This window comes from Actinomycetospora cinnamomea (genome assembly GCF_003096675.1).
GTDB lineage: Bacteria > Actinomycetota > Actinomycetes > Mycobacteriales > Pseudonocardiaceae > Actinomycetospora > Actinomycetospora cinnamomea.
This window is the reverse complement of the sequence record NZ_QEKW01000021.1, coordinates 45,647-70,668: the sequence shown is the minus strand read 5'-3', so window position 1 is coordinate 70,668 and position 25,022 is coordinate 45,647. Positions and strand designations below refer to the sequence as shown.

The following is a 25,022-nucleotide window of genomic DNA, read 5'->3' as shown; positions in this document are numbered from 1 at the left end:
GACCGCGAGATCCGCCGATGCCTCAAGCGCTACATCGCCCGCCAGCTCTACCGTCAGCTCGAACCCGCAGGGGTTGACGAACCATAGGAGCGTCGAGCTGTCCGGGGCAGCGCGACCGGGGCAGCGCGACCGGGGCAGCGCGACGGCCTCGTGGCGAGCGCGATCCGCGCGTGGGCGGCACCCTCTCCCCGAGGGCCCCGCCCCGCGCGGGCACCCTCGACGTCGGACGCGAGGAGAGCGGATGGCCGAGGGCACACCGGACGGCGACGCGCAGGCCGAGATCGGCGGCGCGGTGGACGACGCCCTGGCCGACGAGGTCAAGCGCCAGCGGGCGCGGTTCGTCCAGGCCTACATCGGGGTCGACCGCGCCGAGGGGGTCGGCCGCGGCGAGGAGCACTGGAACGAGAGCCTCCACCGCGACCTGTACCGCGACCTCTACCGCGACCTCGGGGTGGACCCACCGGCGGGTCCCGACGACGACTAATGGGCTGAGCGCTACGCCCGCGCCCCGGCACGCTCGGCCCCGATCCCGGCGATCACCACCGCGGCGATCCCGGCCGCGGCGCCCAGGGACGGGACCTGGTGCAGCAGGAGCAGGCCGATCCCGAGCGCGATGGCGGGCTCGAGGCACATCAGCGTCCCGAAGGCGGCCGTGGTGAGCCGCCGCAGGGCCAGGAGCTCGAGGCTGAACGGGAGCACCGGGAGCAGCAGGGCGACGCCGAGGCCCGCGAGCAGGACGGGCAGGTCGAGGCGCCCGCTCTGCACGTGCTCGACCAGGCCCGGTCCGGCGACGAGGGCGGCGACGAGCCCGGCCACCGGCATCGACACCCCGAGCCCGGAGAGCCCGACGACGTGGTCGCCGACGCGCTGGGTCAGCAGGATGTAGCCGGCCCAGCAGCCCGCGGCGGCCAGCGCGAACCCGACACCCGCGGGGTCCAGGCCCGCCCGCCACGGGTTGGTGAGCAGCACGACGCCGACCCCGGCGAGCAGCGCCCACCCCCGCGCCCGCCCGCGTCCGCGGAGCAGCGCCACCCCGAGCGGGCCGAGGAACTCCAGCGCCGACGCGGTGCCGAGCGGGATGCGGGCGATCGCCTCGGTGAACAGGATCGTCAGGCCGGCGGTGACGACGCCGAGGCCGGCGGACGCGGCCAGCGCGGAGCGGGTGAAGGCCGACGGGCGCGGGCGAGCAATCAAGACGAATAGCAGCCCGGCCCACAGCAGCCGCAGGCACGCCGTGCCGGTCGACCCGAGGTGAGCGAAGAGCCCGACCGAACACGCCAGGCCGAGCTGCACGCACACCATCGCGCCGGTCGCCATGGCGGCGCCGATGCGCGGCGTCGGGGTGAGCGTCGGGGTGAGCGTCGGTGTGGCCACGGCGGCCAGTGAAGAGGGCGCGACCGTTCGCATCCACGTGAGAATCCTTCACGAATCGTGCGCGGAGGACGGATGATGGACGGGTGGACACCCGGCGCCTGCCCTACCTCGTCGAGTTCGCCCGGCACGGCTCGATGCGGGTCGTCGCCGACGTGCTCGGCACGAGCACCTCGGTGGTCTCCCAGCAGATCGCGGCGCTGGCTCGGGAGGCGGGCACGGCGCTGGTCGAACCGGAGGGACGCCGGTCGCGGCTGACGCCGGCGGGGCGGCGGCTCGCCGAGCACGCCCGCACCATCCTGGCCGCGGTGGAGACGGCGCGGCGGGACCTCGACCCCGACGCCGAGCCACGCGGGCTGGTGCGGGTCGCCGGGTTCGCCACCGCGATCCGGCACGCGGTGATGCCGACCCTGGCGGCGCTGGCGGTGTCGCACCCGCAGGTCGCGCTGACCATCCGCGAGTACGAGCCGGCCGAGGCCCACGCCATGCTGCTGGCCGACCAGATCGACCTGGCGCTGACCTACGACTACGACCTCGCGCCCGCCGTGCTCGATCCGGACCTGACCGCCGTCCCGCTGTGGTCGACCGTCTGGGGCCTCGCCGTCCCGTCCGCACGGACCCCGCCGGCCTCGTCGGACGCCCTCGCGGTGGTCACGGCCTTCCGCGACGACGACTGGATCGGCAATTCCCGCAACCAGGCCGACGAGCAGGTGCTGCGGACCCTGGCGTCGATGGCGGGCTTCCACCCGCGCCTGACCCACGAGGCCGACAGCCTCGAGCTCGTCGAGGACCTCGTCCTCGCCGGGCTCGGCGTCGGTCTGCTGCCGCGCGACCGGCCGGTGCGGCCCGGCATCGAGGTCGCGCCCCTGCGGGACCCGGGGGTCCTCCTGCGCGCCTATGCGGTGACGCGTCGCGGGCGGGCGGCCTGGCCGCCCCTGGCGCTTGTGCTCGACCACATTGCCCGGGCTCGACCGGGCATGCTCGGGGCGTGACGGTCCTCGACCCCGACGTCCGGCGCACGATGATCGCGGCGCTGGTGCCGGACGCCGACGCGCTCGTCGGCCCGTTCCGCGAACGCCTCGACCCGACGGCCCGCCGAGGGCTCGGGGCGCACGTGACGCTCGTGTACCCCTTCCTCGAGCCCGCGGCCGTCACCGACGCAGCGGTGGGCACCCTGCGGGACGCGGTCGCTCCGGTCGCACCGTTCACGTGTCGCTTCGGCGCGGTGCGGTGGTTCGGGCGACGGGTGCTGTGGCTGGCGCCCGAGCCCGTCGCGCCGTTCCGCGAGATCGCCGACCGGGTGCGTCACGCCGTGCCCGAGGTCCCGCCCGAGGACCGCGAGCTCGTCCCCCACCTGACCGTGGGGCTGCGCCGAGCCGCGCCCGCCGGCGCGCTGGAGGCGGCCGCCGAGGCCCTCAGCCCGTCGCTGCCGCTCGAGGTGCGGATCGACCGCGTGCACGTCATGGCCCGGTCCGCCACGTGGGACGTCGCGGCCGAGGCCCCGCTGCGCGGCTGAGGGTCAGACCTTCTGCACGTTGCGCGCGAGGATGCCCAGCGTCGCCTTGAGGGCCTGCTCGGAGATGACGGGGAAGACGTCGCGGTCGGCCCACTCGGGGTGGATGTCGGACCAGTCGTGGTAGGAGACGACGCGCGTGCCCCCGTCGAGCGGCTCGAGGCGATAGCCGTACACGTGGCCCATGGAGGGCCGGGCCTGCCCCTCGATCGTCCAGGCGATCTCCTGGTCGGGCTCGTAGACGGTGATGACGACGTCGACGTCGTAGCGCCCGAGCGGGCGGTCGCCGAGCGCCTCGCGGTCCATGTGCACGGTGAAGCGGTCGCCGACGGCCTCCACCGGCTCGCCGGTCGCGGCCATGAGCATGCCCGAGGCGTCGATGGCGACGTGCCCGTGCGGGTCGCGCAGCACGTCGAAGATGGTCGCCGGCTCGGCCTCGATCCACCGCGGGACCTCGATGCGCTGCTCGCTCACGGCGCGGAGCATGTCACCTGGACGTGGGCGGGCGTCGCTCAGCCGGAGGAACATCGCCGGGCGTGTCGGCGTTGGCCCGGACGCAAGCCGAGACCGAGGAGGTCGAACAGTGGCCCAGCAGACCGCGATCCTGGCCGGGGGGTGCTTCTGGGGTGCGCAGGAGCTCCTGCGGCAGCGCCCCGGGATCCTCTCGACACGCGTCGGGTACTCCGGCGATCCCGGGACGCCGAACGCCACCTACCGCCGCCACGGGGACCACGCCGAGGCCGTCGAGGTCGTGTTCGACGACGACGTGATCTCCTACCGCGAGATCCTCGAGTTCTTCTTCCAGATCCACGACCCGTCGACGCGCAACCGGCAGGGCAACGACATCGGGCGCAGCTACCGCTCGGCGATCTACTACACGACGCCGGAGCAGGAGCGCGTCGCCCGCGACACCATCGCCGACGTCGACGCCTCGGGCCTGTGGCCGGGCAAGGTCGTCACCGAGGTGGAGCCGGCGAGCGAGTTCTGGGAGGCCGAGCCGGAGCACCAGGACTACCTGCAGAAGCACCCCTACGGCTACACCTGCCACTACGTCCGGCCGGACTGGGTGCTGCCGCGCCGCAGCGAGACCACCTCGGCGTGACGCGGCGGGTTCCCAGGGGTTCGCGCCGACCCCTCTGAGCGGAGTTCCCGGGCACAGCCGGGAACTTCGCTCACAAGGGACGGCAGGCGCGGCAGGGACGGTAGCCCGCGGCGCGGGCGCGCACGAGGCTCGCGAACCCGTGCCGGTGGGCGTCGGTGATCCGGCGGGCGTGGTGGCAGGTCGGGAAACAGACGACGCCGGTGGTGTCGCTGCCGACCAACCGCGTGCCGGCCGCGGCGAGGGCGGCGAGACGCTCGAGCTCCACGCCCTCCCGCTCGAGCAGCGCGACCTTGTCCGCCCGCCCCGAGAGGTACTCCCCGAGGTCCCCGTCACCGCGGACCACACGGTGACACGGGACGAGCAGCGGAACGGGGTTGCGCGCGAGCACCGTGCCCACCGCCCGCACCGCCCGCGGGCGCCCGGCCTCGCGGGCCACCCAGCCGTAGGGCCGCGTCTGCCCGGCGGGGATGCGCGCGGTCACGGCCAGGACCTCGCGGGCGAACGGCGTGAGGTCGCCCAGGTCGAGCTCGGGCCCCGCCCCGGTCCCGCGCAGCGCCGGCACGAGGCCGCGGGGCGGGCGCGCCGCCGGGCGGACCGGGCGGGCGTGGCGTGTGCGGTACCCCTCGAGGAACGCCTCGACGTCGCCGACGTGCGCCGTCAGCCGCAGGAGCCGGACCCCCCGCGCGCCGGCCACCGCCACCACCTCGCCCAGCGGGCCGGGCACCCGGACCCAGGTGTCGACGACGCGCTCGGCGAGGGTCGCGGGAGCGGGCTCGGCGAGGTCGCGCAACGCGGTGAGCAGGTGGTCGGTCATGCCGTCTCCTCGGAGGTGTCGGCGGTCAGGCGGGTGCGCAGGGCGTCGAGTCCCCGCTTGGCGTGCGAGCGGGCGGTGGCCTCGCCGATCCCGAGCACCGCGGCCACCTCGGCCACGGGCAGGTCGACGACGTGGCGCAGGACCACCGCGGTCCGCTGGGCGGCCGGCAGCTCGGCGAGCAGGCGGGCCAGGCGGTCGGCGACCTCGCCGCCCTCGGCACGCTCGGCCGGGCCCGGCGCCGCCGTGGGGCGGTCGGGGACCGGGGTGACCCCGTCGGTGCGGGGCCGGCGCGCGGCGTCACGGCGGTCGTTGCGGGCGGTGTTGAGCAGGATCGTCAACAGCCAGGGGCGCAGCGCGAGGGTCTCGATCCGCGCGGGCGCGTAGCCCCGGAGCGCTCGGTAGGCCCGTAGGAACGCCTCCGCGGCGAGGTCCTCGGCGTCGGCGGCCCGGTCGGCGGTGCGGCGCGCGACCGCGTGCACCACGTCGCCGTGCGCGCGCACCACTGCCTCGAACCCCGCGTCGAGGTCCTCGACCAGCGCCGCGCGCAGCTGCTCGTCGTCCGCCACGCCGGGGAGAACACCACAGGGCGGGCTTCCGTTTCGTCCAAGACCGCGAGCCGGTCGCCCGGCAGGCTCCCCGGGCGTGACCGACTCGCCCGTGCGCCGCATCGTCGCCAACCTCGCCGTCGCCGACCCGTCCGCCGACGCACCGTTCTGGACCGGCCTGCTCGGGCTGGAGACCCCGTTCGACCTCGGCTGGATCGTCAACCACCGCGGGCCGGGCAACACCCAGGTCCAGCTCGTCGCCCGGGACGCGACGGCGCCGGAGGACAGTCGGGTGTCGGTCGAGGTGGCCGACCTGGACGCCCTCGCCAGGGTCCACGCCGGGGCCGTCGCCGCGGGGTTGGAGATCGTCCACCCGCTCACCGACGAGGAGTGGGGCGTGCGCCGTTTCTTCGTCCGCACCTCGCAGGGCGTGGTGGTGAACGTGCTCGCCCACCGATGACCTGACAGGCTCCCGCCCATGCGGACCCTGATCACCGGAGCGAGCTCGGGCTGGGCGCCGGGATGGCCCGCGAGTTCGCCGCCCGCGGTCACGACCTCGCGCTCGCCGCCCGCCGCCTCGACCGGCTCGAGGCCCTGCGCGACGAGCTCGCGCCCACCGGCGTACGGATCGCCGTCGCGGCGCTCGACGTCGACGACCACGAGGCGGTGTTCCGGACCGTCCGCGCGCTGCGCGACGAGCTCGGCGGGCTGGACCGCGTGGTCGTCAACGCCGGGCTCGGCAAGGGCGCGCCGATCGGTACCGGGCGCTTCGACGCCAACCTCGCCACCGCGCGCACCAACTTCGTCGCCGCCCTGGCCCAGTGCGAGGCGGCCATGGAGATCTTTCGGGAGCAGGACGCGGGACACCTGGTCGTCGTGTCGTCGGTAGCGGCCGACCGCGGGCTCCGGGGCGCCCAGACCACCTATGCCGCGACGAAGGCGGCCCTGTCGCACCTGGCCGAGGGCATCCGCGCCGACGTGTACGGCACCCCGATCCGCGTCACCACGATCGCGCCCGGGTTCATCCGCACCGACCTCAACGAGGGCTTGCGGATGCCCTTCGCCGTCGACGCCGCGACGGGCACGCGGGCGATGGCGGACGCGATCGAGCGCGCGCCCGCGTTCGCCTACGTCCCGACCTGGCCGTGGAGCGTCCTCGGTCCGCTGCTCACCGTGCTCCCGATGCCGATCCTCCGTCGCCTCACCTGACTACGGTGGGGGCGTGTCCGACCTGAAGGAACGACTGCGCAGCGACCTGACCACCGCGATGAAGTCCCGTGACCAGGTCCGCGTGGCGACGCTGCGGATGGCCCTGTCCGCGATCAGCGCGGAGGAGACCGCCGGCGAGAGCCACCGTGAGCTCAGCGACGACGAGGTCGTGACGGTCCTCGGGCGCGAGTCGAAGAAGCGCCGCGAGTCCGCCGAGGCGTTCGACGGCGCGGGGCGCACCGAGCTCGCCGAGCGCGAACGCGCCGAGCAGGCCGTGCTCACCGACTACCTGCCGACGCAGCTCTCGGACGAGGAGCTGGCGTCGATCGTGTCGGCGGTGATCTCCGAGACCGGCGCGGCGGGTCCGAAGCAGATGGGCCCGGTGATGAAGGCGGTGCAGCCGCAGGTGGCGGGGCGCGCCGACGGGCGTCGGGTCTCGGCCGAGGTCAAGCGCCAGCTCAGCGCGTCGTGAGGGTCACCGTCAGGTCGAGGCCGATGCTCGACCGCGAGACGACGACGCCCGAGGACGTGGCCCGCGCCGGGCACGGGCTCGTCGGGAGCCGAGCGATCACCGGCCGGACGGTCGTCGTGGACGGCGGGCGAACGCCACAGCGAGCGGCGGGGGGACACGCCCTCGTCGCCGGGCGAGCAGACCACGGGCCTGGTGCACCAGCCAGTCCGCCGGCCCTTCGTCAGGGATGAGCTGCACGAACCACCCGAGCTCGCCGAGCCGTCCGGTGCGCGCCAGCGCCTCCGGTCGCGTCCGCCCGACCTGTAGCCCGCATCCGTCGTCGAGCCACGCGAGGTCGAGCAGCCCGGCGAGCGCCCCGTGCCGGTCGACGATCGCCCGCCCGGCCAGCGGCGCGTCGACCCCGCCGCGCCGCAGGACGAGCCGGACACGCGTGCGGGCGGGGGAGGTGCTTCCGTGATCGACGCGGTCGGCGACCGGGAAGACCGCCCGCCGACCGCGGACGCCGGGGTGGTGGTGCGCCATCCTCCGCAGGTCGTCGGGCCGGACGGCGTGCCGGGCCGCGATCGCGTCGACGACCGTCACGGCCTCGTCGAGCGGCAGCCCGCGCGCCAGGTCGAATGCCGTGCGCACCGGGCTCGTCAGCCGGACGGTCCCGCCACCGATCTGCACCTCGCGGGTCTCTCCGGCGTCCAGCCGGTCGGCTCGTACCCGAGTCCCGGGTGCCGGGCGCGCCCCGCGTCCGGGCACGACCATCTCGAGCGGTGCGACGGCGAGCGCCGGTACGAGCTCGAGGTGGGCCTCGCGGTCGTCGCCGGGCGGGATGCCGCCGAGCGCGTCGATCCACAACGCAGCCGCCGTGGGCCCGGCGATCACGGCGTCGGGTCGGTTCTCGAGCAGGTCCCGACACCGGCCGATCAGGGTCTCCGCGCCCTCCGCGGGCTGTTCGTCGGTCACACGGGATTCGACGTGGCCGCCGCGCCGACGGTTCCGTCTCCCCGCCCGCCGAGCCGTTCCGGTCGACCTGTGCACAAGATCGCAGCCGGACCGACGAGCGCTCCGTGCGTGGATGGGTGCTCGAGGTCCTCCCGGGAGCTACGCACAAGATCGCAGCGAGACCGACAGCCTCGCGTCGGTGCGGGTGCCGCTCGCGGGTGCGAGGCGGCTCCTCGCACCCGGGGACGGTGGCAGCGAACGGCGCGCTCGCTGCGTGAGATGCAGCGAACGCCGCGTTCGCTGCACAGGGTGCGAGGGCTTGCGCCGGGGTGCAGCGAGGGGCGCCTTCGCCGCGTGGGAGTGTGCGAGGGGCGCCTTCGCTGCCCGCTCTGAGCACCTCCCGGTGCCGGTCCGAACGCGATCTTGCGCCTAGCTCTCGGCGTACCGCGCCGGCGACCGGTGCTCCCGAACCGACGACCCCACGACCGACGACCCCGCCGCCACGGGCACCGGCCGCGACGGGTGTCGATCTCGACGCGATCTTGTGCGTATGTGCGGCCGGGATCCCCCGGAGAGCCTGGCTCAGCTCGTCACGGCCCGATGGAGCAGCACCGCGGCGAGGACGAGCCCGGCGCCGGCGATCCCGAGGCGCAGGATGGTCGGCGGGAGACGGCGGGCGATCGCGGGGCCGCAGTAGTTGCCCACGAGCAGGCCGGCGGTCAGGGGCAGGGCCGCCGACCAGGACACCTCGCCGACGACCGCGAAGCCGACCGCCGCGACGGCATTCGACGCCCCGAGCAGCACGTTCTTCACGGCGTTGACGCGCACCAGCGTGTCGGCGAGCGCCCGCACCAGCAGCGCCATCATCACCACGCCCGCGGCGGCGCCGAAGTAGCCGCTGTAGACCCCCACGGCGACGACCCCGACGACGGTCAGGGCGCGGCCCGCCCGCGAGGACACCGGACGGGCATCGGTCCGCGGGCGCCAGAGCAGGACCAGCGAGGCGCCCGCGACGAGGAACGGGACGATCAGCGCGAAGGCGTCGGACGGGGTGAGCAGCACGAGGAGGGCGCCGACCGCCCCGCCCAGGATCGTCAGCGGCAGCAGGCGCAGCACGCGCGTTACCTGGCCGCGCAGCTCCGGGCGGGAGCCGAGCATCGAGCCCACGCTCGAGACGGCGAGCGCGATGGTGTTGGTCTGGTTGGCGACCACGGGGGAGAGGCCGGTGGCGAGCAACGCGGGGTAGGAGAACAGCGACGCCAGCCCCGCCATGGAACCGGTGAGTCCCGCGCCGACCCCCGCGAGCACCAGCAGCACCCCGCCCATCGGCGCCATCCCACCACCGCGGCACCACCCGGCACACTCGCGGAGGTGGAGCGCACACCCGTCCGCGACGTCGAGATCCGCGACGACGCGATCCGTCTCGGCCAGCTGCTCAAGCTCGCCGGCCTCGTCGAGCACGGCGCGGCCGCGCGGGAGGTCCTCGAGGCCGGCGCGGTGACCGTCAACGGGAGTCCGGAGAGCCGCCGGGGCCGCCAGCTCGGCGCCGGCGACGTGGTGGCGCTCGGGGGCGAACGGGTGCGCGTGCGGGTCTCCCGCACGGGTGATTGATTCGTACATGCAACGAGACTCGGGGTCGCCGTCCCGGCGAACCGGGTGGAACGACGACGACCCCGAGCCTCGGTGGGAACAGCCCCACGGAGAGAGGTCAAGGTGGGGCTGACATGAAGCTTAGCCCCCCGTCGCGGGGTCGTCGTCGCTGGACACGGCCTGCGTGGAAGCCGACACCGGGTCGTCCCGGCGGCGTGACCACTTCGTCACCGTGTAACGACCTCGTGACGCAGAGTGAGAGGTCTCGTGTGGCCGTGTGGGCCCTGCGGACCTGCTCTATCGTGACGCGCAGCCGGTCATCCGGGCACGTGGGCGGCCTCGGAAGGACGGCGCACGCGGGCCGACGTCCGCCGATCGGGGCCGGCCGTGAGGAGCGGAGTGTGAGCGAGGCCGACGGCGACGAGCGGCGCCGCCGTCGCACACCCCGCGTCGGGCGCACCGGCGCCCGATTCCCGCGGCCGGCCGACGACGTGGCCGAGGAGCCGGCCGAGCCCCCACCGCAGACCGCGCTGCAGACCGCGCCGCCGGCCGAGGAGCACCAGGACGACGCTGTCGGACGCACCGGGGCACGCTTCGGCTCGCGCACCCGACGGGCGCGTCGCGAGGCCGAGCGGACCGCGGCCGAGGACGCCGCGGCACCCGCGCAGGCAGCGCCGCTCGAGCGCCGGCCCGAGGCCGACGACCCGCCGACCCTCCCGGTGCTCGTCGCGTCGCCGGAGCCGCCCGAGAGCACGCGCACCCGCGTCCGTCCCTACGTGCGCACGCGCGGGCGCACACGGACGCGGGCGGACCTGGCGGTCGAGACCCTGGTGTCGATCCCGTCGCCGCGCCCGCCGCTGGAGGACCCCGAGCACGTGGCCCTCGGCGACGTCGTCGACGACCCGCGCTCGGTGGCCGAGGTCGCCGCGCTGCTCGCGGTGCCGCTGGGCGTCGCGCGGGTGATCATCGACGACATGGCCGGCGCCGGCCTGCTGCTCGTCCACCCCCGCGCCGTCGCCGCCACCGGCGCCCCCTCGCGGGAGATGATGCAGCGGGTGCTGGACGGTCTGCATCGTCTCTGAGGGGCAGGATGGGGACCATGACCGCTGCACCTGCCGTCCGTCTCACCGGGTACGCCCACGGCGGCGGCTGCGCCTGCAAGATCCCGCCCGGCGAGCTGGAGGACGTGGTCCGCGGGCTGATGCCGTCGGCGTCGACCCCGCGCGAGGGCGAGCTGCTGGTCGGGCTCGAGGACGGCGACGACGCGGCGGCCGTGCGCATTCGCGACGGGCTCGCGCTCATCGCCACCACCGACTTCTTCACCCCGGTCGTCGACGACCCCTACGACTGGGGCCGCATCGCCGCGACCAACGCGCTCTCCGACGTCTACGCCATGGGCGGGCGGCCGGTGATCGCGCTCAACCTGCTCTGCTGGCCGCGCGACGTGCTGCCCTACGACCTCGCCGCCGAGGTGCTGCGCGGAGGCCTGGACGTCGCCGACCTCGCCGGCTGCCACGTCGCCGGCGGGCACTCGGTCGACGACCCCGAGCCGAAGTACGGCATGGCCGTCACGGGCACGGCCGACCCCGGGCAGCTCATCCGCAACGACGCCGCCCGCCCCGGCACCCCGCTCACGCTGACCAAGCCCCTGGGCCTCGGCGTGCTCAACAACCGCCACAAGGCCACGGGGGAGGCGTTCGACGCGGCGATCGCGGTGATGACGACGCTCAACGCCGAGGCCTCGCGCGCCGCCGTCGCCGCGGGCGTCCGCGCCGGCACCGACGTCACCGGCTTCGGGCTGCTCGGCCACGCGCACAAGCTCGCGCGCGCGTCCGGGGTGACCGCGGTGATCGACGGCGGCGCCGTGCCGTTCCTCGACGGGGCTCGCGAGGCGGCACGGGACGGCTACGTCCCCGGGGGATCGCGGCGCAACCTCGACTGGGTGCGCCCGCACGCCCGGCTCGACGTCGACGAGGACACCGCGCTGCTGCTCGCCGACGCCCAGACCTCGGGCGGGTTGCTGCTGGCCGGCGAGATCCCCGGCCACCCCGTGATCGGCGAGCTGGTGGCCGCCGAGGACGGGATGACGCTCCGCGTCACGTGAGCCCTATCGGCGTGCTCCCTATCGATTGCCCCCACAGGTCGACGGCCGCATCGCGGACCTCCTCGAGGTCCACGTCGTGGGTGGCGCTCGCCCCGTGGCCGCACCAGCCCTCGAGCACGCGCAGCCCGCACACCTGGCAGCCGCCGCGCCACGAGACGAGCACGCGGTGCCACACGCGGGTCAGCGGGGCGACGTCGGCGAGGTTGGCATAGGTGAACACGGCGACCGTCGGCGTGCCGACCGCGGCCGCGAGGTGCCGGGGCCCCGAGTCGTTGCCCAGCACCATCGTCGCCCGGGAGAGCAGCCCGACCAGGGCGGGCAGGTCGAGCGTGCCGACCGCGGTCTCCGGCTCGGCGCGCATCCCCGCGACCACCCGGGCGACGCGCTCGGCCTCGCTCGGCCCACCCGCGACGACGACGCGGGCGCCGCGGCCGGCGAGGTCCTGCGCGATGTCGCCCAGGCGCTCCTCGGGGTAGCAGCGGCGGGCGTCGGTGGCACCGGGGTGGACGACGAGCAGCGGCGCGTCCCCGGGGGGCACCACGGCGTGCGAGGCCTCGAGGTCGGCGGGCGTCACCTCCACCCGAGGCTCCACCCGTGTCGGCGTGGCCCCGGCCGCGGCGGCGACCTCCAGCCAGCGGATGGTGTCGTGCTGGTAGGGCCAGTAGGGCACCCAGCGGTCGGGGCGGGGCGCGTCGGGGGTCGCGGCGCCCACCGTGACCCGGGCGCCGAGGCGCAGCAGCAGCTTGTTGGAGTTCCGCCCGCCGCCGTGCAGCTGCACGGCCAGGTCGTAGCGCTCCGCACGCCGCTGCGCGCACCAGGCCTCGACCTCGTCCTCGCTCGCGTCCGGTTCGGGGCCGACCCGCACCCCGGGGACGAGGGGCACGGTGACGACGCGGTCCACCGGCGACGGCCGGCCCTCGAGCAGGCCGACGTGGTGCTTGGCGCCGAGCAGCGTCAGCTCCGCGTCCGGGTAGGCCGCGCGCAGCGCGGACAGGGCCGGCTCGGCGACGACGTAGTCGCCGAGCCCGTTCGCGCGCAGCACGGCGAGGCGCCGGACGTCGGACACCGGGGGAGCGGGGTGGGCCGGCAGCCCCAGGGCGGGGCCGCTGACAGGTGCGATCACGGCGGGAGAGCCTACGGTCGGGGCATGGCGAACGAGCAGCGAGCAGCGGTGGTGACCGGATCGGGCAGCGGGATCGGCCGGGCGATCGTGGACCGGCTCCACGGCGACGGGTGGTCGGTGCTGGGCGTGGACCTCAAGGCCGATGAGACGCTTCCCGGACCTTCTCTGGGCGCCGACCTGACCACGCGCGAGGGCAACAGGGCGGCCGTCGACACGGCGCTGGAGCACTTCGGGCGCCTCGACCTGGTCGTGGCCAACGCCGGCTTCCAGCACGTCTCGCCGGTGGCCGACTTCGACGAGGACCGGTGGGACGCCCTGCTCGCCATCCTGCTGAGCAGCCCGTTCCTCCTGGCGAAGTACGCCTGGCCGTCCCTGCGCGCGGCGCCGGAGGGCGGGCGGTTCATCGCGATCGCCTCGGCGCACGCGCTCGCCGCCTCGCCGTACAAGGCCGGCTACGTCTCGGCCAAGCACGGCGTGCTGGGGCTGGTGAAGACGCTCGCGCTCGAGGGCGCCGAGGACGGGATCACCGCGACCGCGGTGTGCCCGGGTTACGTCCGCACCCCGTTGGTGGAGAAGCAGATCGCCGACCAGGCGCGCGCCCACGGGATCAGTGAGGACCGGGTGATCGAGGAGGTCATCCTCACCCCGCACGCCCGCAAGCGGCTGATCGAGCCGTCGGAGGTCGCCGACGTCGTCGCGTTCCTCAACACCCCCGCCGGCTCCACGTTCACCGGCTCGCCGGTGACGATGGACATGGGCTGGACGGCGCGCTGAGCCCACGGCGGGCGGGGATACTGCCCGCCGTGACCCTCCGCGAGCTCGCCGGCGAGCGCTGGCTCACCGTGCCCAACGCGCTGAGCCTCGTGCGCCTCGCCGGCGTGCCGCTGTTCCTGTGGCTGCTGCTCGGCCCGCGGGCCGACGGCTGGGCGCTGATCGTGCTGGTCGCGAGCGGAGTCACCGACTGGCTCGACGGGCGCATCGCCCGCGCCCTCGATCAGTACAGCCGGCTCGGCGAGCTGCTCGACCCGCTCGCCGACCGGCTCTACACCGTCGCCGCGCTCGCCGCGTTCCTCGTCCGCGGGATCGTGCCGTGGTGGGTGGTCGTCCTGATCATCGGTCGGGACGTCGTGGTCTCTGCGGCGCTGCCGCTGCTGCGGCGCAAGGGCTACCTCGCGTTCCCGGTGCTCTACATCGGCAAGGCGGCGACGCTGAACCTGCTCTACGCGTTCCCGCTGCTCCTGCTCGCCCAGATGGACTGGGCGGGCGCCGACCTCGCCCGCCCGTTCGCCTACGCCTTCACGGCGTGGGGGATCGCGCTGCACCTGTGGTCGGGCACGCTCTACCTGATCCAGCTCGTGCGCTCGCCGGTCGCGGCACCGGCCCGCTAGCCTGCCGCCGCCCGAACGCAGCAGTAACTCAACGACGTGAGGAGCCGCCCGTGGTCCCCGAGGGCCTGCGCTACACCGCCGAGCACGAGTGGGTCACGGCCCGCGAGGGCGACCCGACGGTCGTCCGGGTCGGCATCACCGACTACGCCCAGGACCAGCTCGGCGACGTCGTGTACGTCGCGCTGCCGACGGTCGGCGCGTCGATCACCTCCGGCGAGTCGATCGCCGAGGTCGAGTCGACGAAGTCGGTCTCCGAGATCTACGCCCCGCTCGACGGGGAGGTCATCGGGGTCAACGACGCGCTCAGCGAGACTCCCGAGCTCATCAACTCCGACCCGTACGGCTCGGGCTGGATGATGGAGATCCGGGTGCCGCGGGCGGACGCGGTGTCCGAGCTGCTCGACGCCGACGCGTACCAGCAGCTCGTCGAGGGTTCCTGAGGGTCGCCGCCCGAGCCCGTCGTGAGGGCGTGTCCACACGCTCCGCCACGGCACGGGCCGCCCCGCTCACGGTGGGTGGGGAGGGCCTCGACCCCGTGACGGGGACCGGTACCGTGACGGCCACCTCGCGACGATCCGTCACCGCGGTCGGCGAGCGGGGCCCGGGACCGGGCCCCGCGGGTCCGACGGGGCGGACGGGACGCCTCGACCGAGCACGAGACCGAGCACGACACGACGGAGGAGCACGGTGAGCACAGGCGGTCCCCCGGTCCCCCCCGAGCGTCAGGGCGAGACGACGTCGGTCTTCCGGGCCGACTTCCTGGCCGAGTCCGAGACGGAGTCGCGCGGCGCCCCGGTCTCCGGTGTCGACTCGCTGCCCGCCGGCTCGGCGCTGCTGGTGGTCAAGCGCGGCCCGAACGCGGGATCGCGCTTCCTGCTCGACCGCGACACCACGAGCGCCGGCCGGCACCCCGACTCGGACATCTTCCTCGACGACGTCACCGTCTCCCGCCGGCACGCGGAGTTCCGCCGTGACGGTGCGGAGTTCGTGGTCGTCGACGTCGGCAGCCTCAACGGCACCTACGTCAACCGCGAGCCCGTCGACACCGCGGTGCTCGCCAACGGCGACGAGGTGCAGATCGGCAAGTTCCGTCTCGTCTTCCTCACCGGCCCGCGCGAAGGCGGGTCCGCGGGGGCGGGGCTGGAGTGACCGCGGCCGGGCTGTCGGAGCCGGGGGGATCCCCCCTCTCGATCGGCTCGGTGCTCGACGCGCTGCGGGCCGACTTCCCGGAGATCACGATCTCCAAGATCCGGTTCCTCGAGTCCGAGGGCCTGATCCGGCCGGCCCGTACCCCGGCGGGCTACCGCCAGTTCTCCCACGCCGACGTCGCACGCCTGCGCTTCGTGCTCTCCGCGCAGCGCGACCACTACCTGCCGCTCAAGGTCATCCGGGCCAAGCTCGAGGAGTTCGACCGCGACCCCTCGGGCTCCGCGGGCGGTGCGCCGGCGCTGCCGGGGGAGGGGGCGGACGCCGTCCTCCCCGGCGGGCCCGCGGCCGACACCGGTGGCCCCGGGGGTCCGGGCGGGCCGTCGGGTCCCCGTCCGGGGGCCGGCGGGCCGTCGGCGGCGGCGACCGCGCGGGTGCGCAGCCTGGCCTCGGTGGCCGATCGCGTCGAGCCCGACGACGACCCCGACGGGGCGCGGGGCGACCGCGCCGACACGGTCGGGCGCGACGTGCTGCTCGCCGAGGACGGTGTGGACGCCGCGCTGCTCGACGGCCTCGAGCACCACGGCATCCTGCGCCCCGACGCCGACGGGCGCTTCGAGCCCGAGGACGTGCTCGTCGCCCGCACCGCGGCGTCCCTGGCGCGCCTCGGTGTCGAGCCGCGGCTGCTGCGCTCGGCCCGGGCCAGCGCGGACCGCGAGGTCGGGCTGCTCGCCCAGCTCGTCACCCCCGTCGCCCGCAGCCGCGGGCCGGAGGCGGCGCGCCGGGCCGAGGAGCTGTCCGCCGAGCTCGCCGCGCTCTCGGGGCGACTGCACGCCCTGCTCGTCGGCGCCGGGCTGCGCCACGGCCTGCGCCGCTGACGCGCCCGGAACACCGCCGACCCGGCCGCGTCACGCACCCTTCACGCACGCCCGCGGCCGCTGGGCGACGCGCCCGCGGGAGCCCTTTCGGCCGCGCGCACGGGGGGTGCCGAGCGTGTAGCGTCTCGATCCGTCGGCCGAGCTCGACCACACGAGGAGGGCGAGTCGCATGAGCGAGATGCGTGTCGTGGGTGTTCGGGTCGAGCTCCCCGCGAACCAGCCGATCCTCCTCCTGCGGGAGGCCGAGGGAGACCGCTACCTGCCGATCTGGATCGGCTCGGTCGAGGCCACCGCCATCGCCCTCGAGCAGCAGGGCGTCAAGCCGGCCCGTCCCCTGACGCACGACCTGCTCAAGGACGTGCTCGGCGCGCTCGACCGCCGTCTCGAGCAGGTCCGGATCATCGACCTGCAGGAGGGCACCTTCTACGCCGAGCTGGTGTTCGACGGCGACGTGCGCGTCTCCGCCCGCCCCAGCGACTCGGTGGCCCTCGCCCTGCGCGTCGGCGTGCCCATCCACGCCGAGGAGGGCGTGCTCTCCGAGGCCGGGCTCGTCATCCCCGACGAGCAGGAGGACGAGGTCGAGAAGTTCCGCGAGTTCCTCGACAGCGTCTCTCCCGAGGACTTCCGGGGTGCCGACACCTAGTCACGCAGCGTTCGCTAGTCTCAGCCTCAAGTTGAGGTCGAGAGTCGCCGCGCGTCGCGTTGACCCCCATCTCCGCCGCTCGTACCGTCGGCGTCACAACGGCACGAGGGAGGCAATCGGTGAGCGGTGGTCAGGACGGCGGTCCCCCCGGCCCCGAGCTCGACCCCCTCGGCCCCGAGGGTGAGCAGGGATCGCTGTTCGACGACCAGGTCTTCGGTGACGCGGTCCCGGGCATGGACGAGGTCGTCGGCTACCGCGGCCCGGCCGCCTGCCAGATCGTCGGCATCACCTACCGGCAGCTCGACTACTGGGCGCGCACGAAGCTCGTCGTCCCCAGCATCCGCACCGCCACCGGATCGGGCTCCCAGCGGCTGTACTCCTTCAAGGACCTCGCGGTGCTCAAGGTGGTCAAGAACCTCCTCGACACCGGCGTCTCGCTGAACAACATCCGCGTCGCCGTCGAGCAGCTGCGTCGCCACGGCGTGCGCGACCTCGCGCGCATCACCTTGTTCTCCGACGGCGTCACGGTCTACGAGTGCACCTCGCCCGAGGAGGTCGTCGACCTGCTCCAGGGCGGCCAGGGTGTGTTCGGCATCGCGGTCGGCGGCGCCATGCGCGAGATCTCCGGCACCATCTCCCGGTTCCCGGCCGAGCGGGCCGACGCCGCCGTGGTCGACCACGCGCCGGAGGACGAGCTCGCGTCCCGCCGTGCCCGGGGAGCCCGGTCCGCCGGCTGACGCGGGCGTGACCGGGGCCACTCAGGTCCTGGGGCCGGGCCGGTCGCTGCGCTATCCTCAGCGCGTCGTTCTTGGACACCGCGCGGGAGAGACCTGCACACAGAAGCCTCTGGGCGCAGGCGCCGAAGGAGCAACTCCTCCCCGGAACCTCTCAGGCAACCCGACCGCGCGGAGGAGACGACCTCTGGAAAGTGGTGGCCGCTCCCCGGAGTGACCACCCGCCGATGGTGCAAGCCGGTGGCGAGCCCGCCCAGCCGGCGAAGCTCTCAGGCGCTCGCACGGGCGGGCAGTGGCAGAGGGGGAGGCCGCGCGACGGACGGTGACGTCCGCAGCGCGTGAGGCCCCTGATCGCCCTGCTGCCGGAGGCGTCATGACCACACCGCACGGATCCCCGTCGTCGCGTTCCCCCTGGGATGCTGCCCCGCTCGCCGCGCTCGAGCACGGCGTGCCCTTCGCCGACCGTCACATCGGCCCCGACGCGCGCGGTCTCGCGCGTATGCTCTCCACGATCGGCGTCGGGTCGCTCGAGGAGCTCGCCGACACCGCGATGCCCTCGTCGATCCGCAGCGACCCGGCCGACTGGTCGGACGACGCCACCGGCGCCGCGCCGCCCCCGCCGGCCACCGAGGCGCAGGTCCTCGACGAGCTCCGCGCCCTGGCCGCCCGCAACACCACCCTCGAGCCGATGCTCGGCCTCGGCTACCACGGCACGATCACCCCGGCGGTCATCCGCCGCAACGTGCTGGAGGACCCGGCCTGGTACACGGCGTACACGCCCTACCAGCCCGAGATCAGCCAGGGTCGGCTCGAGGCGCTGCTGAACTTCCAGACGATGGTCTGCGACCTCACCGGCCTCGACGTCGCCGGCGCCTCGATGCTCGACGAGTCGACCGCGGCGGCCGAGGCCATGCTGTTGCTGCGCCGCGCCGACAGGACGAAGTCTTCGCGGTTCCTCGTCGACGCCGACACGTTGCCCCAGACGATCGCCGTGCTGCGCACACGCGCCGACGCGCTGGGCATCGAGCTGGCGATCGTCGACGCGAGCGCCGACCTGCCCACGGATGACTTCTTCGGCCTCCTGCTCGCCGCCCCCGGCGCCTCCGGGGCGCTGCGCGACCACCGCGCCGTCGTCGAGGCCGCGCACGCTCGCGGCGCCGCGGTCGTCGTGGCCTGCGACCTGCTCGCCGCCGCCCTGGTCACCCCGCCCGGCGAGATCGGCGCGGACGTCGCGGTCGGCTCCACCCAGCGCTTCGGGGTGCCGCTGGGCTTCGGCGGCCCGCACGCCGGGTTCCTCGCGGTGCGCCAGGGGCTCGCCCGCCAGCTGCCCGGACGGCTCGTCGGCACGTCGATCGACGCCGACGGCGACCCGGCCCACCGGCTGGCCCTGCAGACACGCGAGCAGCACATCCGCCGCGACAAGGCCACGAGCAACATCTGCACCGCGCAGGTCCTGCTCGCCGTGATGGCCGCGATGTACGCCGTGCACCACGGTCCGTCGGGGATCCACGCGATCGCGCGCCGCACCCACCGGATGGCCGCGGTGCTCGCCGCCGGGCTGGTCAAGGGCGGCGTCGAGGTCGTGCACCGCGAGTTCTTCGACACCGTGCTCGTACGCGTGCCCGGCGGCGCGGCCGGGGCGGTCGCGGCGTGTCGCGGCGAGGGCATCCTCGTGCGCGAGGTCGACGCGGACCACGTCGGCATCTCGTGCTCGGAGCGCACCACCCGCGAGCATCTGCGGGCGCTGTGGCGCGCGCTCGGCGCGGGGGAGGTGGACGCCGAGGACCTCGACGCCGGCACCGCCGACGCCGTGCCCGCGGCGCTCGGGCGCACGTCGGCGTACCTGACCCACCCGGTGTTCCACCGGTACCGCAGCGAGACCTCGCTGCTGCGGTACCTGCGGGAGCTGTCCGACAAGGACGTGGCGCTGGACCGCAGCATGATCCCGCTGGGCTCCTGCACGATGAAGCTCAACGCCACGGCGGAGATGGAGCCGATCACCGATCCCGGCTTCGGGAACCTGCACCCCTTCGCCCCGGAGTCCGACGCGCCGGGGATGCTGCAGGTGATCCGGGACCTCGAGGACTGGCTGGTGCACCTCACCGGCTACCACGCCGTCTCGCTGCAGCCCAACGCCGGCTCGCAGGGCGAGCTCGCGGGCCTGCTCGCGATCCGCGCCTACCACCGCAGCCGGGGCGACGAGCACCGCGACGTGTGCATCATCCCGTCCTCGGCGCACGGCACCAACGCGGCGTCGGCGATCTCGGCGGGCATGCGGGTCAAGGTCGTCAAGACCACGGAGCGCGGCGACGTGGACCTCGAGGACCTGGAGAAGGTGATCGGCGAGGTCGGCGAGGCGCTGTCCGCGATCATGATCACCTACCCGTCGACCCACGGGGTGTACGAGCCGCGGGTGCGCAAGGTCTGCCGGCTGGTGCACGAGGCCGGCGGGCAGGTCTACGTCGACGGTGCCAACCTCAACGCGCTGGTCGGGCTCGCCCGGCCCGGCCGGTTCGGCGCCGACGTCAGCCACCTGAACCTGCACAAGACCTTCTGCATCCCGCACGGCGGCGGCGGGCCGGGCGTCGGCCCGATCGGCGTCGCCGAGCACCTCGCGCCGTTCCTGCCCAACCACCCCGCCCAGCCGTCGGCCGGCCCGGACGCCGGCGTCGGGCCGGTCGCCGGGGCGCCGTGGGGGTCGGCGTCGATCCTGCCGATCTCCTGGGCCTACGTGCGGCTCATGGGCGTCGACGGGCTCCGTCGAGCGACCCTGACCGCGGTCGCGGCGGCCAACTACGTGGCGAAGCGGCTCGACGAGCACTTCCCGGTGCTCTACACCGGGCCGGGCGGCTACGTCGCCCACGAGTGCATCCTCGACCTGCGTCCGCTCACCAAGGCCTCGGGCATCACCGTCGACGACGTCGCCAAGCGTCTCTCCGACTACGGCTTCCACGCCCCGACGATGTCGTTCCCGGTCGCCGGGACGCTCATGGTCGAGCCCACGGAGTCCGAGGACCTCGACGAGATCGACCGCTTCTGCGACGCGATGATCGCCATCCGGCGCGAGGTGGCCCGCGTGGAGTCGGGGGAGTGGCCGGCGGACGACAACCCGCTGGTGCACGCGCCCTTCACCGCGAAGTCGGTGCTCACCGACGCGTGGGAGCACGCCTACACCCGCGAGGAGGCGGCGTTCCCCGCCGGCGGCCGCCCGGTGAAGATCTGGCCGCCGGTGCGGCGCATCGACGCCGCCCACGGCGATCGCCACCTCGTCTGCTCCTGCCCCCCGCTGGAGGAGCTCGCCGACTGAGGTGCGCTTCGCGCACGTGAGCGGTTCGGAGTGCTCTGACACTCCGCACTGCTCACGTGGCCGGAGACCACACGGTCACCCGCTCGCGGCCCCCGGCGCGCCGTCGTCGAGGGCGGCGCGCAGGTCGCGCAGCGCGAGGCCGCGGGCGTGCAGGATCGTCGCCGCGCGCCCGGTCTCGCGGTGCAGCATGCCGAGCAGGACGTGCTCGGTCCCGAGTGCCCGGTCGCCGCGGTGGATCGCCTCGCGCAGCGCGAGCTCGAGCACCTTCTTCGCGCCTCGGTCGAAGGGGATGTGCCCGAAGCGCCGACGACGCCGCATCCCCGCCGCGCGTGTGTTCTCCAGCGCGCCGGGACCGAAGGCGTCCTCGACGCGGCCACGGACCTCGTCGAGGTCGATGCCGACGCTGGCGAGGGCGTCGCGGTCGGGGACCGTGGGGGTGCGGAGATCGTCCTCGACGACCTGCCGGGTCACCCCGCGCTCCGCCAGCAGCGCCGCGCCGCGGGTGTCCCCGGCCCGGCACATCGCAAGCAGCAGGTGCTCGCTGCGGATCCGGTCGTCCGCGCGCTCGCGCGCGTCCTCCTGGGCCATCACCACGACCCGGCGCGCCGGGTCGGTGAACCGTTCGAACACGTCGGCCTCCCGCCGTCGGTGGAGATCAGGACACGTGGCGGCGGTACTTCTTGTGCACCGCCTGCCGGCTGACCGACAGCCCGTCGGCGATCTGCTGCCAGGACCAGCCCTGGTCCCGCGCGTTGCGCACCTGCAGTTCCTCGAGGGACTCGAGCAGGTTGCGCAGCGACGCCACCGCCGCGAGCCCCGTCGCCGGGTCGCGCGAGGACGCCGCTGCCGCCACCGCCGTCGCATCAGCCATGTGTCAACTTACGTTGACGCACGGGCCCGTGTCAACGAGCGTTGACGGTCACGAGTGGTGGCTCGGCGCCAGGATCACCGGCACCGGAGCGGCGCGCAGCACCGCGGCGCCCGGGTCGCCCAGCAGCAGCCGCGCGGCGGCGCTGGCCGCGGCGGTGCCGACGACGAGGACGTCACCGTCGTCCCACCCGATGCTCGCCACGGCGTCCTCGACCGTCGTGTCGGCCGCGGCGAGGGTCTCGGCCTCCAGCTCCTGCGCGGCGAGTACCTCGCGCTGGGCGGCGAGTACCTGCTCCCGCCACTGCTCGACCACCACGCGCTCGGCGTGCAGCCCCGCTTCGGGCGGGACGGTCGGCCCGCGCTGGGGGCCGAAGGACGCGACGCGCAGGGACGCCCCGGTGCGCCGGGCCAGTGAGGCGGCGGCCGCCAACACACCCCCGGCGTCCCGGCCGGCACCGAAAGCACAGGTCACGCGGGTGATCGGGCCGTCGGCCCCCGAGGTGCCGGCCAGGGCGACCGCGACGTCCGCGGCCCGGGCCAGGCGGGCGCCGACCGTGCCGGCGACGGGCGGGCCGTCACCGAGGACGATCACCTCGGCCTGGTGGGTGTGCGCGGCGCGGGCGAGGCCGCCGGGCACCGAACGGTCGACGACGTGCACGACCTCCACCGGCACGCCGTCGATCACGGGGGGCAGCTCGACGGGGGCGTCCTCGCCCGGCGGCGAGACGGTGCAGAGCACCACCCGGGCACCCAGCGCGCGGGCCAGGCGCGTTCCGAACCGCTCGGCGCCGTCGGCGACCTCGCGGGGTCGGCGGCCGACCACGACCGTCACGACACCTCCCCGGCGGTGCGCGCGAGGCGCGAGTGCCGGGCGCCGTAGAACGCCCAGAACAGCAGGACCACGGCCACCCACGCCACGAAGACGATCCAGGTGATCCAGGACAGGCCCGACACGAGGTAGAGGCACGCCACGATCGAGAGGATCGGCGTCACGGGATAGCCGGGGACGCGGAAGCCGCGCGGGAGGTCGGGAGCGGTCCGGCGCAGGACGATCACGCCGATCGAGACGACCGTGAACGCCACGAGCGTGCCGATGCTGACCAGGTCGGCGAGCACGTCGAGCGGCACGAGGCCGGCGAGCACCGCGACCCCCGTCCCGACGATGAGCGTCGTGGGCACCGGCGTCAGTGTCCGGGGACTCACCCGGGACAGCACCGGGGGCAGCATCCCGTCACGGCTCATCGAGAACAGGATGCGGGTCTGCGCGTACATCGTCACCAGCGTGACGCTGAAGATCGAGATCACGGCGCCGGCGGCGATGACGATCGCGGGCCAGGCCGAGCCCGTCACCTCGGTCATGATCGCCGCCAGGCCCGCCTCCTGGCCCTCGAACTCCGGCCACGGCTGCGCGCCGAGCGCGGACACGGCCACCAGCAGGTAGACCGCGGTCACGACGACGAGCGCGAGCACGAGGGCCCGGGGCAGCGTGCGGCGCGGGTCGTACACCTCCTCGCCCGCGGTGGACACGGCGTCGAGACCGATGAACGAGAAGAACACCGTGCCCGCGGCGGCACCGACGCCCCCGACGCCCAGCGGGGCGAAATCCGCGAAGTTGTCGACCGAGAACGCCGTGAAGGCGAGGCCGACGAACAGCAGCAGCACCGCGAGCTTGATCACGACCATGATCGCGTTGGCGGTCGCGGACTCGCGGACCCCGCGCACCAGCAGCACCGTGCACAGCAGCACCAGGACGACGGCCGGGAGGTTGAACACCCCACCCGCGCCCGGCGCGCCGGACAGCGCCTCGGGGAACCGGATTCCGACGGTGCTCTCGAGCAGGGCGTTGAGGTACTCCGACCAGCCCACCGACACCGCCGCCGAGGACACGAGGTATTCGAGGATGAGGCACGCGGCCACGCCCATGGCCGCGGCCTCGCCGAGGGTCGCGTAGGCGTAGGAGTACGACGAGCCGGAGACCGGCACCGCCGACGCGAGCTCGGCGTAGCACAGAGCCGTGAGCCCTGCCGTGATCGCGGCGAGCACGAACGACACGACGACGGCCGGGCCGGCCTCGGGCGTCGCCTCGGAGAGCACGAAGAAGATGCCGGTGCCCACCGTGGCGCCGATGCCGATCGCCGCGAGCTGGCCGAGGCCGATCGACCGCTGGAGCTCGCCCCCCTCGTGGCCGGGTGTGGCGTCGGCGCCGGTCTCCGCGGCCATCGCGGTCACGGGCTTGCGCCGCAGCCATGCGGCGGGTCCGGGTGCGCCCACTCGTGCCTCTCCTCGCTCGCCGGGGCTGGCCCCTCGTCGTCGAGCGGGTGACGGGGGAGCCTAGCCCGCGGCGGCGGAAGACGTCAGCCGCAGCTCCGCAGCGCCGAGACGTCGGGGGAGCCGCTGCGCTCGAAGGAGATGTGGACGTGGTCCTCGTGGTTGGCCGTGGCGCCGCCGCGGTCCTCCATGCCCTCCCAGCCGGAGCCGGTGTTGATGCGCTGGTCCCAGATGACGTACGAGACCCCGAGGGCGTCCTTGTTCTCGACCACGCAGTCGGCGATGGCGTCGCCGCTGGTCGTCATGAAGTCCAGTGCGTAGCCGTCGGGGTGGTCGGACTGCCCGCCGCGGCTGCCGACGCCGAGCACGTCGTGGCCGGGGAAGACGCACTCCATCGCGTTGCCGACCTCCTGCACCGCGTCGGCGACGCCGCCGTAGGAGCCCGAGGCGCCGCAGTCGAGGGACGAGGACCGTTCCTCCTCCTCGGCGGCCTGCTCCGAACGCCGCTGCTCGGCGGCCTCCTCCTCGGCCTGGCGCGTCGCCGCGGCAGCGGCCGCGTCGGCGGCGCGGTCGCGCTCGGCGGCCTTGATCAGGTCGGCCGAGGCGGCGCCGCCACCGGCGCTGGCCACCGGGCTGACCGCGCCGGCGGAGCCCACGGCGTTGCCCGAGGGCGCGGCGGCGGTGTCGGCCAGGGCGGCACCCTGGGCCGAGAGCTCGAGGGTGGTCGCGGCGTCCTGCTCGGGCAGGGCGATGACCGCCGGTCCCACGAGCGCCAGGGCGCTGCCGGTCAGCCCGGCGGCCACCGCGCCGTGCCGCGCCGCGGCGCGACCGGGGGAGCGGTGCCGCGCGGCGCCGCGTGGGGCGCCCTCGGGCAGGACGAAGGGGACGGTGCGGGGCTCGCGTCGGCGCGTTCCTGCGTGCGCGTCACGGCCCCAGGGGGAGCGTTGCCGTGTCACGTTCTGCCTTCCACTCACGTGGAACGGCCTGGCGACGCCGTCGGGGTCGGTCGTCG

30 protein-coding genes and 1 riboswitch are annotated in these 25,022 nt (G+C 74.9%); of the genes, 18 read left to right on the top strand and 12 right to left on the bottom strand.

Annotated features, from left to right (window positions below):
* Positions 1–241 precede the first annotated feature (241 nt).
* Positions 242–484, top strand: coding sequence for a hypothetical protein (locus C8D89_RS25310; protein ID WP_116710906.1), 243 nt, complete (start codon positions 242–244; stop codon positions 482–484).
* 11 nt (positions 485–495) lie between these two features.
* Here C8D89_RS25310 and C8D89_RS25305 read toward each other — a convergent pair whose 3' ends face one another.
* Positions 496–1,374 (bottom strand): EamA family transporter, encoded by an 879-nt coding sequence (locus C8D89_RS25305; protein WP_243418372.1) that lies wholly within the window; start codon positions 1,372–1,374, stop codon positions 496–498.
* A gap of 83 nt (positions 1,375–1,457) precedes the next feature.
* Here C8D89_RS25305 and C8D89_RS25300 point away from each other — a divergent pair, with 83 nt between their 5' ends.
* Positions 1,458–2,363: a LysR family transcriptional regulator gene (locus tag C8D89_RS25300; protein ID WP_116710905.1), complete on the top strand. Its 906-nt coding sequence runs from the start codon at positions 1,458–1,460 to the stop codon at positions 2,361–2,363.
* Complete coding sequence (locus C8D89_RS25295) at positions 2,360–2,887, top strand: 2'-5' RNA ligase family protein (RefSeq protein ID WP_116710904.1); 528 nt, start codon at positions 2,360–2,362, stop codon at positions 2,885–2,887. Before C8D89_RS25300 ends, C8D89_RS25295 begins: the two co-directional genes overlap by 4 nt.
* 3 nt (positions 2,888–2,890) lie before the next feature.
* On the opposite strand, the gene C8D89_RS25290 is transcribed toward C8D89_RS25295, so the two are convergent.
* Complete coding sequence (locus C8D89_RS25290) at positions 2,891–3,358, bottom strand: SRPBCC family protein (RefSeq protein ID WP_341477334.1); 468 nt, start codon at positions 3,356–3,358, stop codon at positions 2,891–2,893.
* 109 nt (positions 3,359–3,467) lie between these two features.
* Between C8D89_RS25290 and msrA the strand changes: the two genes are divergently transcribed.
* On the top strand, positions 3,468–3,986 hold the full coding sequence (gene msrA, locus C8D89_RS25285; RefSeq protein WP_116710902.1) for a peptide-methionine (S)-S-oxide reductase MsrA: 519 nt from the start codon (positions 3,468–3,470) through the stop codon (positions 3,984–3,986).
* A 70-nt stretch (positions 3,987–4,056) separates the two neighbouring features.
* On the opposite strand, the gene C8D89_RS25280 is transcribed toward msrA, so the two are convergent.
* Entirely contained in the window at positions 4,057–4,800 is a 744-nt protein-coding gene (locus tag C8D89_RS25280) for a methylated-DNA--[protein]-cysteine S-methyltransferase (RefSeq protein ID WP_116710901.1), read from the bottom strand.
* Positions 4,797–5,366 carry an RNA polymerase sigma factor gene (locus C8D89_RS25275; RefSeq protein WP_243418371.1) on the bottom strand — a complete coding sequence of 190 codons (570 nt, stop codon included), beginning with the start codon at positions 5,364–5,366 and terminating at the stop codon, positions 4,797–4,799. Before C8D89_RS25275 ends, C8D89_RS25280 begins: the two co-directional genes overlap by 4 nt.
* 76 nt (positions 5,367–5,442) lie before the next feature.
* Between C8D89_RS25275 and C8D89_RS25270 the strand changes: the two genes are divergently transcribed.
* The 3 genes from C8D89_RS25270 to C8D89_RS25260 all read left to right on the top strand — a co-directional run bounded on the left by C8D89_RS25270 (position 5,443) and on the right by C8D89_RS25260 (position 7,026).
* Positions 5,443–5,805 carry a VOC family protein gene (locus C8D89_RS25270; RefSeq protein ID WP_243418370.1) on the top strand — a complete coding sequence of 121 codons (363 nt, stop codon included), beginning with the start codon at positions 5,443–5,445 and terminating at the stop codon, positions 5,803–5,805.
* 62 nt (positions 5,806–5,867) lie between these two features.
* On the top strand, positions 5,868–6,554 hold the full coding sequence (locus C8D89_RS25265; RefSeq protein ID WP_207787415.1) for an SDR family oxidoreductase: 687 nt from the start codon (positions 5,868–5,870) through the stop codon (positions 6,552–6,554).
* Between the two features lie 13 nt (positions 6,555–6,567).
* Positions 6,568–7,026, top strand: a complete 459-nt coding sequence (locus tag C8D89_RS25260) for a GatB/YqeY domain-containing protein (RefSeq protein WP_116710899.1) — start codon at positions 6,568–6,570, stop codon at positions 7,024–7,026.
* Between the two features lie 96 nt (positions 7,027–7,122).
* Here C8D89_RS25260 and C8D89_RS25255 read toward each other — a convergent pair whose 3' ends face one another.
* Positions 7,123–7,980, bottom strand: coding sequence for a hypothetical protein (locus C8D89_RS25255; RefSeq protein WP_116710898.1), 858 nt, complete (start codon positions 7,978–7,980; stop codon positions 7,123–7,125).
* Positions 7,981–8,541: 561 nt separating this feature from the next.
* Entirely contained in the window at positions 8,542–9,294 is a 753-nt protein-coding gene (locus C8D89_RS25250; protein WP_116710897.1) for a sulfite exporter TauE/SafE family protein, read from the bottom strand.
* A gap of 36 nt (positions 9,295–9,330) precedes the next feature.
* Here C8D89_RS25250 and C8D89_RS25245 point away from each other — a divergent pair, with 36 nt between their 5' ends.
* The 3 genes from C8D89_RS25245 (at position 9,331) to selD (ending at position 11,653) form a co-directional block, all read left to right on the top strand.
* The gene (locus tag C8D89_RS25245; protein ID WP_116710896.1) at positions 9,331–9,570 is read left to right on the top strand and encodes an RNA-binding S4 domain-containing protein; all 240 of its coding nucleotides are present in this window, start codon (positions 9,331–9,333) and stop codon (positions 9,568–9,570) included.
* 380 nt (positions 9,571–9,950) lie between these two features.
* Entirely contained in the window at positions 9,951–10,631 is a 681-nt protein-coding gene (locus tag C8D89_RS25240; RefSeq protein WP_165825937.1) for a DUF742 domain-containing protein, read from the top strand.
* Positions 10,632–10,648: 17 nt separating this feature from the next.
* Positions 10,649–11,653, top strand: coding sequence for a selenide, water dikinase SelD (selD, locus tag C8D89_RS25235; protein ID WP_116710894.1), 1,005 nt, complete (start codon positions 10,649–10,651; stop codon positions 11,651–11,653).
* Here selD and C8D89_RS25230 read toward each other — a convergent pair.
* Entirely contained in the window at positions 11,646–12,776 is a 1,131-nt protein-coding gene (locus C8D89_RS25230) for a glycosyltransferase family 9 protein (protein WP_207787414.1), read from the bottom strand. The genes selD and C8D89_RS25230 overlap by 8 nt on opposite strands.
* Before the next feature lie 24 nt (positions 12,777–12,800).
* On the opposite strand from C8D89_RS25230, the gene C8D89_RS25225 reads away from it, so the two are divergent.
* The 8 genes from C8D89_RS25225 (at position 12,801) to gcvP (ending at position 20,872) form a co-directional block, all read left to right on the top strand.
* The gene (locus tag C8D89_RS25225; protein ID WP_116710893.1) at positions 12,801–13,550 is read left to right on the top strand and encodes an SDR family oxidoreductase; all 750 of its coding nucleotides are present in this window, start codon (positions 12,801–12,803) and stop codon (positions 13,548–13,550) included.
* 29 nt (positions 13,551–13,579) lie between these two features.
* Entirely contained in the window at positions 13,580–14,164 is a 585-nt protein-coding gene (clsA, locus tag C8D89_RS25220) for a cardiolipin synthase ClsA (protein WP_116710892.1), read from the top strand.
* Between the two features lie 50 nt (positions 14,165–14,214).
* Positions 14,215–14,604: a glycine cleavage system protein GcvH gene (gcvH, locus tag C8D89_RS25215; RefSeq protein ID WP_243418369.1), complete on the top strand. Its 390-nt coding sequence runs from the start codon at positions 14,215–14,217 to the stop codon at positions 14,602–14,604.
* 247 nt (positions 14,605–14,851) lie between these two features.
* Positions 14,852–15,313, top strand: coding sequence for a glycogen accumulation regulator GarA (gene garA, locus C8D89_RS25210; RefSeq protein ID WP_116710891.1), 462 nt, complete (start codon positions 14,852–14,854; stop codon positions 15,311–15,313).
* Positions 15,310–16,188 carry a MerR family transcriptional regulator gene (locus tag C8D89_RS25205; protein WP_207787413.1) on the top strand — a complete coding sequence of 293 codons (879 nt, stop codon included), beginning with the start codon at positions 15,310–15,312 and terminating at the stop codon, positions 16,186–16,188. The genes garA and C8D89_RS25205 overlap by 4 nt, the downstream gene beginning before the upstream one ends.
* A 169-nt stretch (positions 16,189–16,357) precedes the next feature.
* Positions 16,358–16,831 carry a bifunctional nuclease family protein gene (locus C8D89_RS25200; RefSeq protein WP_116710890.1) on the top strand — a complete coding sequence of 158 codons (474 nt, stop codon included), beginning with the start codon at positions 16,358–16,360 and terminating at the stop codon, positions 16,829–16,831.
* A 119-nt stretch (positions 16,832–16,950) separates the two neighbouring features.
* Positions 16,951–17,568, top strand: a complete 618-nt coding sequence (locus C8D89_RS25195) for a MerR family transcriptional regulator (RefSeq protein ID WP_116710889.1) — start codon at positions 16,951–16,953, stop codon at positions 17,566–17,568.
* 73 nt (positions 17,569–17,641) lie between these two features.
* Positions 17,642–17,745, top strand: a riboswitch (glycine riboswitch).
* 193 nt (positions 17,746–17,938) lie between these two features.
* The gene (gcvP, locus tag C8D89_RS25190; protein ID WP_116710888.1) at positions 17,939–20,872 is read left to right on the top strand and encodes an aminomethyl-transferring glycine dehydrogenase; all 2,934 of its coding nucleotides are present in this window, start codon (positions 17,939–17,941) and stop codon (positions 20,870–20,872) included.
* Between the two features lie 75 nt (positions 20,873–20,947).
* Here gcvP and C8D89_RS25185 read toward each other — a convergent pair whose 3' ends face one another.
* From C8D89_RS25185 to C8D89_RS25165, 5 genes are all read right to left on the bottom strand, one after another.
* Positions 20,948–21,502, bottom strand: coding sequence for a Clp protease N-terminal domain-containing protein (locus C8D89_RS25185; RefSeq protein ID WP_116710887.1), 555 nt, complete (start codon positions 21,500–21,502; stop codon positions 20,948–20,950).
* Positions 21,503–21,527: 25 nt separating this feature from the next.
* A complete protein-coding gene (locus tag C8D89_RS25180) occupies positions 21,528–21,743 on the bottom strand; it encodes a helix-turn-helix domain-containing protein (protein ID WP_116710886.1) in 216 nt (71 codons plus the stop codon).
* Positions 21,744–21,791: 48 nt separating this feature from the next.
* Complete coding sequence (locus C8D89_RS25175) at positions 21,792–22,574, bottom strand: universal stress protein (RefSeq protein ID WP_116710885.1); 783 nt, start codon at positions 22,572–22,574, stop codon at positions 21,792–21,794.
* Positions 22,571–24,013: an APC family permease gene (locus C8D89_RS25170; RefSeq protein ID WP_341477333.1), complete on the bottom strand. Its 1,443-nt coding sequence runs from the start codon at positions 24,011–24,013 to the stop codon at positions 22,571–22,573. Before C8D89_RS25170 ends, C8D89_RS25175 begins: the two co-directional genes overlap by 4 nt.
* An 83-nt stretch (positions 24,014–24,096) precedes the next feature.
* Complete coding sequence (locus C8D89_RS25165) at positions 24,097–24,966, bottom strand: VldE C-terminal domain-containing protein (protein WP_133252067.1); 870 nt, start codon at positions 24,964–24,966, stop codon at positions 24,097–24,099.
* Between the last annotated feature and the right edge of the window lie 56 nt (positions 24,967–25,022).

Excerpts from the sequence above, each read along its gene's own strand:
- C8D89_RS25310 (WP_116710906.1), top strand. The coding sequence starts at position 242 with ATGGCCGAGGGCACACCGGACGGCGACGCGCAGGCCGAGATCGGCGGC.
- C8D89_RS25280 (WP_116710901.1), bottom strand. The coding sequence starts at position 4,800 with ATGACCGACCACCTGCTCACCGCGTTGCGCGACCTCGCCGAGCCCGCT.
- C8D89_RS25265 (WP_207787415.1), top strand. The coding sequence starts at position 5,868 with ATGGCCCGCGAGTTCGCCGCCCGCGGTCACGACCTCGCGCTCGCCGCC.
- C8D89_RS25250 (WP_116710897.1), bottom strand. The coding sequence starts at position 9,294 with ATGGCGCCGATGGGCGGGGTGCTGCTGGTGCTCGCGGGGGTCGGCGCG.
- selD (WP_116710894.1), top strand. The coding sequence starts at position 10,649 with ATGACCGCTGCACCTGCCGTCCGTCTCACCGGGTACGCCCACGGCGGC.
- C8D89_RS25225 (WP_116710893.1), top strand. The coding sequence starts at position 12,801 with ATGGCGAACGAGCAGCGAGCAGCGGTGGTGACCGGATCGGGCAGCGGG.
- C8D89_RS25200 (WP_116710890.1), top strand. The coding sequence starts at position 16,358 with ATGAGCGAGATGCGTGTCGTGGGTGTTCGGGTCGAGCTCCCCGCGAAC.
- gcvP (WP_116710888.1), top strand. The coding sequence starts at position 17,939 with ATGACCACACCGCACGGATCCCCGTCGTCGCGTTCCCCCTGGGATGCT.
- C8D89_RS25180 (WP_116710886.1), bottom strand. The coding sequence starts at position 21,743 with ATGGCTGATGCGACGGCGGTGGCGGCAGCGGCGTCCTCGCGCGACCCG.